This window comes from Aliivibrio sifiae (assembly GCF_002954715.1).
Taxonomy (GTDB): Bacteria; Pseudomonadota; Gammaproteobacteria; order Enterobacterales; family Vibrionaceae; genus Aliivibrio; species Aliivibrio sifiae.
The window spans coordinates 873,214-883,701 of record NZ_MSCP01000002.1; the positions used below are offsets into that span (position 1 = coordinate 873,214).

General features: G+C 35.3%; 12 protein-coding genes and 1 pseudogene. 1 reads left to right on the forward strand and 12 read right to left on the reverse strand.

Annotated elements, in window-relative coordinates:
- Nucleotides 1-133 precede the first annotated feature (133 nt).
- The 9 genes from BTO23_RS15025 to BTO23_RS15065 all read right to left on the reverse strand — a co-directional run bounded on the left by BTO23_RS15025 (nucleotide 134) and on the right by BTO23_RS15065 (nucleotide 6,389).
- A complete protein-coding gene (locus tag BTO23_RS15025; RefSeq protein ID WP_105063895.1) occupies nucleotides 134-670 on the reverse strand; it encodes a hypothetical protein in 537 nt (178 codons plus the stop codon).
- Between the two features lie 4 nt (nucleotides 671-674).
- Entirely contained in the window at nucleotides 675-842 is a 168-nt protein-coding gene (locus BTO23_RS21385) for a hypothetical protein (RefSeq protein WP_170066753.1), read from the reverse strand.
- A 176-nt stretch (nucleotides 843-1,018) separates the two neighbouring features.
- Nucleotides 1,019-1,474 (reverse strand): hypothetical protein, encoded by a 456-nt coding sequence (locus tag BTO23_RS15030; protein WP_105063896.1) that lies wholly within the window; start codon nucleotides 1,472-1,474, stop codon nucleotides 1,019-1,021.
- A 760-nt stretch (nucleotides 1,475-2,234) separates the two neighbouring features.
- A complete protein-coding gene (locus BTO23_RS15040) occupies nucleotides 2,235-2,549 on the reverse strand; it encodes a VOC family protein (protein WP_061030684.1) in 315 nt (104 codons plus the stop codon).
- Nucleotides 2,550-2,710: 161 nt separating this feature from the next.
- Nucleotides 2,711-3,607 carry a DUF4365 domain-containing protein gene (locus BTO23_RS15045; RefSeq protein ID WP_105063897.1) on the reverse strand — a complete coding sequence of 299 codons (897 nt, stop codon included), beginning with the start codon at nucleotides 3,605-3,607 and terminating at the stop codon, nucleotides 2,711-2,713.
- A gap of 149 nt (nucleotides 3,608-3,756) precedes the next feature.
- Nucleotides 3,757-4,395, reverse strand: a complete 639-nt coding sequence (locus BTO23_RS15050; RefSeq protein WP_105063898.1) for a glutathione S-transferase family protein — start codon at nucleotides 4,393-4,395, stop codon at nucleotides 3,757-3,759.
- A 164-nt stretch (nucleotides 4,396-4,559) separates the two neighbouring features.
- A complete protein-coding gene (locus BTO23_RS15055; protein WP_105063899.1) occupies nucleotides 4,560-5,582 on the reverse strand; it encodes a hypothetical protein in 1,023 nt (340 codons plus the stop codon).
- A gap of 167 nt (nucleotides 5,583-5,749) precedes the next feature.
- Nucleotides 5,750-5,995, reverse strand: a complete 246-nt coding sequence (locus BTO23_RS15060; protein WP_041941202.1) for a hypothetical protein — start codon at nucleotides 5,993-5,995, stop codon at nucleotides 5,750-5,752.
- A gap of 31 nt (nucleotides 5,996-6,026) precedes the next feature.
- Nucleotides 6,027-6,389, reverse strand: coding sequence for a hypothetical protein (locus BTO23_RS15065; RefSeq protein ID WP_105063900.1), 363 nt, complete (start codon nucleotides 6,387-6,389; stop codon nucleotides 6,027-6,029).
- A 263-nt stretch (nucleotides 6,390-6,652) separates the two neighbouring features.
- On the opposite strand from BTO23_RS15065, the gene BTO23_RS21510 reads away from it, so the two are divergent.
- The gene (locus BTO23_RS21510; protein WP_245922121.1) at nucleotides 6,653-6,814 is read left to right on the forward strand and encodes a hypothetical protein; all 162 of its coding nucleotides are present in this window, start codon (nucleotides 6,653-6,655) and stop codon (nucleotides 6,812-6,814) included.
- 286 nt (nucleotides 6,815-7,100) lie between these two features.
- On the opposite strand, the gene BTO23_RS15075 is transcribed toward BTO23_RS21510, so the two are convergent.
- The 3 genes and pseudogenes from BTO23_RS15075 to BTO23_RS15085 all read right to left on the reverse strand — a co-directional run bounded on the left by BTO23_RS15075 (nucleotide 7,101) and on the right by BTO23_RS15085 (nucleotide 9,303).
- Nucleotides 7,101-7,595, reverse strand: coding sequence for a flavodoxin family protein (locus BTO23_RS15075; protein ID WP_105064284.1), 495 nt, complete (start codon nucleotides 7,593-7,595; stop codon nucleotides 7,101-7,103).
- Nucleotides 7,596-7,728: 133 nt separating this feature from the next.
- Nucleotides 7,729-8,172: pseudogene (locus BTO23_RS15080) on the reverse strand (GNAT family N-acetyltransferase).
- A gap of 171 nt (nucleotides 8,173-8,343) precedes the next feature.
- On the reverse strand, nucleotides 8,344-9,303 hold the full coding sequence (locus tag BTO23_RS15085; RefSeq protein ID WP_105063901.1) for a hypothetical protein: 960 nt from the start codon (nucleotides 9,301-9,303) through the stop codon (nucleotides 8,344-8,346).
- Nucleotides 9,304-10,488: the final 1,185 nt, after the last annotated feature.

Here is a 10,488-nt window from a genome sequence, read left to right on the forward strand (position 1 = left end):
TCGTGTAACGCCTGCATAACACGTTTGCTACTATGCAGATTAAGCCCAAATTTACCACTTAACACGGTAAACTCAAAGAAACCTAGAATGCCGAATGTAGCAAATCGTGTTGATGCATTTGTTATGCGCTAATTTACAGTTTATCAGAATCTATACACGTCGAACTGTCGATTAATATTTCACTTAAGAAAATCATGTTAAGGTCGTAATAGTTAGAAACGTACTCAATATTATTATCAATTAATGCTCTTGTTGAAGGGTTTGTACAAAGCATATTAACTTGTGAATTATACAATTGCCCTCCCTTTTTTAAAAATGAGATAACGTCATCTCTAGACAGTTTACTCTTACCTTTTTCCTCTAATTTTACGTTCATTTCACCTAATAATTTATCTAATTTTATTGTTATCGTTTGAGTGGTTCCATATTCAGAACCAAGAATTCCAATAACATTGGTATAATCATCCAGAGAATTACCATATTTTTCCATTTGATCTCTTTGCATTTTTACCATGTTCTTGATTAAAGATTCATGACCATATTTCTTGAGTAACATAATCGATTCTTTATAACTTTCATCATTAGACACTGATTCAGGTGTTGCACTAACCCCCCTTGGAACAGCTAAAGTCATGAATATAAAAAGACATTTAAGAGAAAATTTAAACATTTACTTATCCAAATAATAAAACAAAATAACCATAAAATGGAATTATAAAAGATATAACCACATCAACTTTATCACCATATATAAAAGCTAAAATCATATTGACAGGAAAATATCCTCCAATGAATAAAGCCATTAATAAAAAACCACCTAAACTTTCAAATATACCTTTCATATCGCCCCTATAAATACAATTTCTATCAGCAACTTACACCGAAAACCACAATAGCGCATAACGCCTGCATAACACGTTTGCTGCTATACAGACCTAGCTGAATTTTAACGCCTTAATCACTGAAACTAAAGGCAAACTGACAACGCCGAGTGTAGCAAATCGTGTTGATGCATTTGTTATGCGTATTCCCACCCAGCATGCTTTAGTTTAGATCCGATTGAAGACATTGCTTTAGAAAAACGATCTATTTCAAGAACTTTATCGCAATAGTATCCCATGTAAGCATCTATTGATTCCCGTTTATCTTCAACAAATTCCTCAGCTAAAGGATGAATATTTTCAGCATATATTGGAATGCTATATCCTTTGAATTGATCAACGGTGAGATCAATAATTTGACCATTAATTTCTAACCAGAAATGGTACTTCAAACCGTTAATTGACTCATTTCGTCCACGAACAACTTCAGTTTCTAACTCAGGGAATATTAGACTAATATAGAAACCCAAAAAAACAGAAGTATGCTCACAGCAATTTTGAGGAAAATACTTAAATAATGGCAGCACTTCAGTAATATCGCTGGCTTCAATAGCCGCCCTAAAACACTCTGCTAGTTTCGTAATATTTTTCATTTTACTCCATACGCATAACGCTTGCATAACACGTGCTAACGACCAACCTTCCAAGCCAATTACACTTCAAACCAAAAACGCCGAATGTTATAAGCATCGTGTTGATGCGATTGTTACACGATCTTTGTCAACACTTCGCTTTAATTGGTAAAGAACTGATTTACCAATAATATTTAGAAACTAATTCTAAATTACAAAAGCCAATTTAGCGAACAAAAGAACCGTTCAACTATAAAAACTGCGAAACGAAACAATCCTTTTTCTAGCACCATTTGTACGATTTGGTTTCAGCAAGTTTTGAGCTGATAAACCAAATATCTTTGCCACAATTTGGATTGATAATGCTGCGAGGAAAACACTGATGCAGGATAAAATGAGGCAAAACCATGAACAATTGAAGCGTGAATTAGTTTCTGAAATCCATGAACTTTTGGCAATAATGGCCAATTGCCGAACCTGATGAAACGAACACCAAAAGGAAACAAAGAAGAAGGAAAACCACCCTACATTCACACCTGAAAATCAAATGGTTCTGTCGCTGAACTGAGCCAAAAAACTACAATCTTTAGTTCGTGTAACGCCTGCATAACACGTTTACTACTATGCAATTATACTTAATATTGACACCTTAAAACGAGAAACACCCGACAACCTGAGATGCCGAGTGTAGTAAATCGTGTTGATGCATTTGTTATATGCGCTCTTAACGTCAGCTAAGTTACTTATCTCAAAGCTGACCTGAGAAGCATAATTTACCCAACTATTTAGAATATTCCATCAACTCAACTGGAGCGCCGTTTACTTCAATAAAGGCAACAATTAAGCCTTCACTTGGTGAATTAGGTTCAATTATGACTTTCTTACCTTTAATTTCAGCCATTAAGTCATCAACTTCAAAAGCAGCGTGAGGAACTGTTTTCACCAATTCAGGATATGGAGCATCAGCCCAAAAACGCTGCCACTGGATCCCATAAGGATTATTCTGATGATCAGATACTGTCATTTTCAAATGAGGTAAATCTATTTCCCCATCGAACCGTTCTGTTGTTGGTATACCTAAATGATTGAACTTCATTGAATATCCTTATTATTTCCACTTCAAGCATATAACGCCTGCATAACACGTTTGCTACGATACAAACCTAGCTGAATTTTAACGCCTTAATCACTGAAACTAAAGGCAAACTGACAACGCCGAGTGTAGAAAATCGTGTTGATGCATTTGTTATGTGCGTTCTAAAGTTGTTCTATATACTCTTTTGATTGCTCTAACAGCCACAGATCTTCTGAACTAACAAACCCTTCAGTATTTAATTTTTCAAGTAACTCATTTAGATTAGCGTGATAATTCAATAGATCTAAAATTAAACATGCCACATCATCTCGGTTTCGATCAATCGCAAACTTAATAGCAGCAAACACCTTATTTAGCTCTGATAGAGTTAGCAGTCGTAATCGATCTTTGAATTGATTTTTCTGTACATCGGAAACTGTCGGAAAATACCGTGATAGTCTATACCCGACATCACCTATTATTTCACTGTCACTATCAGAATCAAAGAATATAGATATAAGCCTTTTCCACGAATCTTCTTTGGTCGATTGGGAAGAAGTAACTTCTAGCTCTTGAATAACATCTAGTTCTTTTACTTCTTCTTTGGTAACTGGTTGCTTGTAATGTATGTTGGCTAGATTAATAAGGTGAGTTAACCCCTTACCAATTTCAAGAGCATTACTTTCACTAAGTTTTTGTTTAATAGTTGTAGGCGTATTATCTTTAAGTATTGCGTCAGCATGCATAGTAAGGTCAAACCAAGATGCTTTTTTAAGTGTTGGGGAATAAACGACACCAATTACTGGCATACAGAACCTCTGCCAGTACTGAAAATGCTTTTTACTTGCTATAAATGAGAAAACTTTTGAATCACTATCTACAAAAGAATCTCCACTTTTAACTTGAACACCTAATAACATACCAGTAGCAATTCCATCAATTGAAACTAGTTCCAACTGACCGTCAACGCTTACATCTGTTGATGATGTTTCTCTAAATATAATCCCTTCTGTTGAAAAGACATATCCTGCATAGTGAACACCAGCTCTACTCACTAGCTCACTTTTAGGTGCTTTCATTTTGATATTTCTCCTAAGCACATAACGCCTGCATAACACGTTTGCTACGATACAGACTTAGCTGAATTTTAACGCCTTAATCACTGAAACTAAAGGCAAACTGACAATGCCGAGTGTAGCAAATCGTGTTGATGCATTTGTTATGAGTATTACTTAAATGGGCTAAGATCAATATCCTCTAACTCACAAACTGCCATAATTGTTGGATGTGATGATAAACGATTTAGATAAGCTGACAGATGTTCAAAACTTAATGGCGATTTCTTAATAGGCAAACACCATTCAGAAAGCATAAATAAGAAGAAATCACAGGCTGATATTTCATCGCCTAAAAGGTATTTATTACCCTCAAGTTGATCATTAATTACCGATAATGATTCGCCAATTCGATCATCTTGCGCTGCAACCACATTTGGAATAGTGCTTTCATCATTTGTATGTCGATGTGGATAATATCGAACCATTAACTCAGCTTGAAGCGTATTATTCAAGTACGCTAACCATTGGAAAAACTGAGGTCTACTTTTGCTCCCCAACCGAGGGATTAAACCATGCTTAGGATTTTGCTCACAAAGATGAATACAAATAGCAGAACTTTCAAAGATTGCCATTCCATCGTCAATTAATGTAGGAATTCTACCCGCTGGATTCAATTTTAAATATTCAGCTGATTTGTGGAAGCTTGATTTCCTATCAACCAACAATAATTCATACTCTAATTCCATGAAATGTAATAAGAAGTGCGGAGCTAAACTCGCGTTGTTTGGGTAATAATATAGCTGATACAAAATGACTTCCTTTTCTTAATCCACAAATACTCATAACGCCTGCATAACACGTTTGCTACCATGCAGATTAAGCTCAAATTTACCACTTAACATGGTAAACTTAAAGAAACCTAGAATGCCGAATGTAGCAAATCGTGTTGATGCATTTGTTAAATGTATATCACCTACCCATCTAATTTCATCGATGTTTTTGGCATTAGTTCAATAACCGAACGAACTGGATTTGATTGCCCTTGTGAGCTTTCATTTTTTATATAACCAGTATCTTGTGGTGTAAATATACAAGAAGCAGCATGATTTAAAACAATATCTTTAGCTTCAGCGGTAGACGCTGCATCCGTTAAAGCCTTATAAGTCATTAGCGCATTCTGACGGTGTTTATTTACAATGGCATTATGTTTATGAGATAAAAAGTTTTTTGCAGCTAAAAATAACAAATATGCAATTACACCAAAAATAAGTACTTTACTTGTAATTAATTGAAACGCCTGCAAATTATCTTCTGGTTTTAACCAAGACATTTTATGAATAAATAATGTACAAAAAGCATAAATACCTAAAGCAATCGCTGCTTGTATTGTTTTCACTTTCCAATATTCTGCGGCTTCATCATGTGATTCTGATTCATCCTTAAAATAAATAGCTTGTTGTGAAACACCTTGCTCTGCTGCAACTTTACGAACATCAGCCAAAACCTCTTGAGCTTGCTCTTGGTGTGTTGTTAAGTGGCCAGTAATTTCTGTCGCTTCATCCTTCACATTTTGAAGCATTGCCCTCGCTTCATTTTCCATACGCTGAAAATCAACAGATTTACTCGTACCATATGAAATAAATGGGAATAATTTCTGGAATGCCGGGTCATAGGCTGAAATCACCTGCTGAATTAAATTATCTCTTGGCTGAGTTGGATTTTGATTTTGAACAGTTGTGGGGTCGAAATCTAAGGCCTGTTGAAAACGATTAAAGTCAGCATCCGCCTGAACTTTAATTTGCCCTAGAATAGCATCTGGGAAATCGTCTAAAGTTGATAAACCTAATTGATTATATAACCGAATTAATTTGCTCGCAGGAGCTACAATTGCTGAAAAATCAAAGTTACGACCTAATTCATCTTCCCTAGCTAAAGTTTTTGCATCAAAAGCCTGCATTCTTGAAAGCGACTCTTGTGTTTCTTCTAATTGAGACATTTTTACCTCCATAAATTAACATATACATTTAACGCCTGCATAACACGTTTACTACTATGCAATTATACTTAAAATTGACGCCCTAAAACGAGAAACACCCGACAACCTGAGACGCCGAGTGTAGTAAATCGTGTTGATGCATTTGTTATGCCCGTACTCAAACTTTATTAATTATCACTTTTAGGTATACGTCGTTTACCGATGTAAAAACAAACGGCCTTACCATTTGCTATCACTACGTTTTTATTCATATCACAGATTGAAATTACATGTTTAGCTGGAATTATAATTAATTCTCCCTTCTTACAGTTTTGATAAGAAGTACAATATTCCTCAGATTTAGTATCAAATACACTCGCTTGTACCATTATTGAGAACATAGAAGTCAGAATTACAATCAGAAATTTTTTCATAATTTGAACCTAAAAATATTAAAATAAAGCGTTATGTTAGATATTTATATGTGGCTTTTTGAGAATATTCAGCAATACCGAGTATTTCAAATACACCACCAATAGTTGTAAAGTTACACCCTCCTTCTTTCGCACATGCTTTAAGGTTTTCATTAAACCAAGTTCGAGTAAAGAAACCTGTATTTACTAACCTTTGATGAGCTTTTTCAAATTCATTAATTGTCACCCCTTTTTCATAATATTGAGCTTTAGTTGAATGAGATGGGATTCTATAAATTAAAGCCTCTTCATTACGACGCATCCCCATTCCCTTTATTTTAAATTCCACTTTAGCTTTGGGTTTCGGAATAACTAGCCCAGATTCCTTAGCTAATTTTTTAATCATTAATTCCATTTATCCTCCGAGGGCATAACGCTGGCATAACACGTTTATTACCATGCAAACCAACCTGAATTTTAGCGCCTTAATCACAAAATTAAAGGCAAACCCAGAACGCCGAATGTAATAAATCGTGTTGATGCGATTGTTGTGCGTGCTTACTTTCGGCTTGGCCAACTTGGTAAAGAACTGCTTTGCCAAGATTTTCTAAGTCCTGATTCTAATTTACCGATAGTAATTAAGCGAACAAAATGTTCTTAAATTGCGAGATAAAGTGAATGGAAATAGATACATTTTTCACACCATTTGAACGGTTTGATTTCAGCAAGTTTGGAACTGATAAACTAAATACACTCGCCACAATTGGGGTTGAAAATGCTACGGGCAAAACACTGATGCAAACTAAAATGAGGCATAACCAAAGAACCATTGAAGCGTAAAATAGCCTCTGAAACGCCTGAACTTAGAGAAATAAGGGCTAATTTGCCGAACCTGATAATAACGGAAACCAAAGGCAACAAAGAAGAAAGGAACGCTTACTAAGCCAAAACTACGAAAGCTGCGATCCTATTGATGAACCGTGCAAAAAATTTCGGACTCAGTACGCACAACGCCTGCATAACACGTTTGCTACGATACAGGCTTAACTGAATTTTAACGCCTTAATCACTGAAACTAAAGGCAAACTAACAACGCCGAGTGTAGCAAATCGTGTTGATGCATTTGTTATGCGATACCTCTCACAAACAAAGACACCTCTTTTTCAAGAACTGAAAACTCACTATCAATACAGCAATATAGGTCTACTTTATAGATTAGATTTAGATAATTGGCTGTAAGTTTGAACGGCTCAAAAAAACAACTTGGAACATCAGCATTAAAACCTGTTGAAATAACAGAACAAGACTTACCTTTTAGTTTCCGCCCGAGGTTTTGTTCAATAGTTAATAAATCAGAGAGTCGGTCAAAAAACACCTTTAACTGAGCAGACATTGAATACCAATAAACTGGTGAAGCAAAAACTATGTGATCAAATACTGATAATTCATGAATCAAAGGTAAGAAATCATCATTTTTATTTTCATGTAAATAATCATAAAACGAAATATTATAATCACTTAAATCAAATACTGTTGCATCTGTTGCTAATTTGATTTTATCGCTTAATTTTCGAGTATTTCCATCTCCATTTGATGTCCCCAAAACAATTGCTACTTTCATTTTGACCTCCTTTTCGCATAACGCCTGCATAACACGTTTGCTACCATGCAGATTAAGCCAAATTTACCACTTAACACGGTAAACTCAAAGAAACCTAGAATGCCGAATGTAGCAAATCGTGTTGATGCATTTGTTATAAGCACATTCTCACACGGTTCATATGAATAAATTGAGCATTTTCTGATGTTACTTGGAAACCAAATTTGCGATATAAACCGCCTACCCGATTGCCTTGCAAATAACACAATTTCACTGGTTTATTTTCGCTATCAGCAAACTCTAAACATTGACTTAAAACCTGACTTCCTATTCCTTTCCCGTGAAAATTTGGCAGTAAAAAGAAACGGCAAAAATAGAAATGGTCGCCTTTATTTTGAAGCAAATAGCTACCTATTGCTTCACCTGACATTTCAATGATGGTTGGCTTTTCTTCATCCCATTCATCTTGATGCATTTCACGTTGGATTTTATCGTCCCAACCAAACACAGCCTTAATTGGCTCAAATTCAGCCGCCTTTTAAAGTTCAAATAAGAACTCAAAATCACTATCTTTCGCTGAACGCGTAGAAAATTTCAAACCTTTACCTCTGACTCAAATAACCTTAATAAATCGGTGCTTATAACGCCGCAATAACACGTTTATTACTACGACAGCTTAACTGAATTTTACTGCCTTAAACACCGAAGCCAAAGACAAACCTACAATGCCGAATGTAATAAATCGTGTTGATTGCTTTGTTAGGCGCAATTACAAGCCTGCGAATAAGTCACCTTGAGCTGCTTTTAATGCTTTTTGATTTCGATATGACTTACCTTGTTTAGTTTCCACAAAGCTATGACCTTCCATATTTTCCAATACTGTATCTACCGAATAACCAGTAATTACAACCTCACCAACTTCGTCAATTTTACTATGAATTAACAACGTACACTTAATCATTGAACCATGTTGAAAACTGATTTTTTCACTCAATACATCCAATTGAAAAGACTTATCAGTCATTGAAAAATTAATGCTTTCGCCTTCAAATATACCTTTCCATTTATAGTTACCTGATTTAAGAACAGGTGAGACTATTTCAATAACTGCATCTTCAATAGTTTCAACAGGCAAAACATTTGATTTAACGATGAATTTTTTAAAGTCAGGACGTTTAACTATCAATTCAGCACTAACCTCTTTGTCCGATAAATCCAAACCGTTAACCCCAATCTTAGATACTTTTCTATAGGTATCTAAACTTTTATAAAGGTTAGATTTTCTAATTATAATCTTGTTATCTTTAGAAACTAAATCTGCAACTTTCCCTACAGTCTCAGCTGTAATTACGTCATCTTTAATTTCAGCTTTTAATTTATTGATACGTAGCTGCCGCTCTTGAATGCTCAATTTTAAATCTTGTTTTTGTAAATCTTCTAACTCTGAATCACCAACAGGAATTCTGGAGGATACAAGTGCTGCTATACCAATAATTACAGATAAAACACCTGCATTTGCATTAGTAAATGCCCATATCTCCCTTAATCCTCCCTCCTTCCTAACTTCAGATTCTATTTGGATTTTTACATTCAGGGTTTTAGCAATTTCAGTAATAATTGCTAAAATTTCAGACTCACATTTATTCCTAACAAATGCATCCATAGAATGGGATTTATCTTCAAAATAATAATGCATTTGGAACTTTGCAGCAGTATTGTAGTTTTCCATAAAGTATTCTCGTTAAATGTCCTTTCTATATATGGGGATAAACCTTTGAATTACAACTATAAAAAGATGACATAACTCACGAAAATAAAATAAGCGCCTAACGCCGCAATAACACGTGCGAAAGACCGACTTACAAAACCAATTACACTTCAAACCGCGAATGCCGAATGTAAATAGCATCGTGTTGATTGCTTTGTTATACGAGCCTTGCTTTCGCTCCGATAAACTTGGTAAAGAACTGATTTACCAAGATTTGCTGTAAAATGATTTTAATTAGACTAACTCAATTAAGCGAGCAAAATATCCAATCAACAACAATAACTGTGAAACGAAACAATCCCTTTTTCTTACACCATTTGTACGAATTGGTTTCAACCAGTTTGGAACTGATAAACCAAATATCCTTGCCACAACTGGGATTAAAAATGCTGCGAGGAAAACACTGATGCAGGATAAAATGAGGCATAACCAAAGAACAATTGAAGCGTAAATTAGCCGCTGAAACGCCTGAATTTGGGGCAATAATAGTTCAATGCCGAACCTGATGAAACGAATACCAAAAGGCTACAAAGAAAAAGGAAAACCACCCTACTTTCACACCTAAAAAACTAATGGTTCAATCACTGGACTGAACCTAAAAACTGCATTCTCAGAGTTCGTATAACGCTGGCATAACACGTTTATTACCATGCAAACCAACCTGAATTTTACCGCCTTAATCACGAAACCCAAGACAAACCCAGAACGCCGAATGTAATAAATCGTGTTGATGCGATTGTTGTGCGTGCTTACTTTCGGCTTGGTCAACTTGGTAAAGAACTGCCCTGCCAAGATTTTCTAAGCCCTGATTCTAATTTATCAATAGCAATTAAGCGAACAAAATGTTCTTAAATTGCGAGATGAAGTAAATGGAAAACAGATACATTTTTTACGCCATTTGAACGACTTGATTTCAGCAGATTTGGAACTGATAAACCAAATATCCTTGCCACAGCTGGGATTGAAAATGCTGCGAGCAAAACACTGATGCAGACTAAAATGAGGCATAACCAAAGAACAATTGAAGCGTAAATTAGCCTCTGAAACGCCTGAACTTAGGAAAATAAGGGTTAATTTGCCGAACCTGACGATACGAAAGCAAAAAGGCAACAAAGAAGAAATTTACGCTTACTAAGCCGAAACTAC

Bases quoted from the DNA above. Each gene is read 5' to 3' on its own strand.
- BTO23_RS15060 (WP_041941202.1), bottom strand. From the start codon at position 5,995: ATGAAAAAATTTCTGATTGTAATTCTGACTTCTATGTTCTCAATAATG.
- BTO23_RS15030 (WP_105063896.1), bottom strand. From the start codon at position 1,474: ATGAAAAATATTACGAAACTAGCAGAGTGTTTTAGGGCGGCTATTGAA.
- BTO23_RS15040 (WP_061030684.1), bottom strand. From the start codon at position 2,549: ATGAAGTTCAATCATTTAGGTATACCAACAACAGAACGGTTCGATGGG.
- BTO23_RS15075 (WP_105064284.1), bottom strand. From the start codon at position 7,595: ATGAAAGTAGCAATTGTTTTGGGGACATCAAATGGAGATGGAAATACT.
- BTO23_RS21385 (WP_170066753.1), bottom strand. From the start codon at position 842: ATGAAAGGTATATTTGAAAGTTTAGGTGGTTTTTTATTAATGGCTTTA.
- BTO23_RS15055 (WP_105063899.1), bottom strand. From the start codon at position 5,582: ATGTCTCAATTAGAAGAAACACAAGAGTCGCTTTCAAGAATGCAGGCT.
- BTO23_RS15085 (WP_105063901.1), bottom strand. From the start codon at position 9,303: ATGGAAAACTACAATACTGCTGCAAAGTTCCAAATGCATTATTATTTT.
- BTO23_RS15025 (WP_105063895.1), bottom strand. From the start codon at position 670: ATGTTTAAATTTTCTCTTAAATGTCTTTTTATATTCATGACTTTAGCT.
- BTO23_RS15045 (WP_105063897.1), bottom strand. From the start codon at position 3,607: ATGAAAGCACCTAAAAGTGAGCTAGTGAGTAGAGCTGGTGTTCACTAT.
- BTO23_RS21510 (WP_245922121.1), top strand. From the start codon at position 6,653: ATGGAAATAGATACATTTTTCACACCATTTGAACGGTTTGATTTCAGC.
- BTO23_RS15065 (WP_105063900.1), bottom strand. From the start codon at position 6,389: ATGGAATTAATGATTAAAAAATTAGCTAAGGAATCTGGGCTAGTTATT.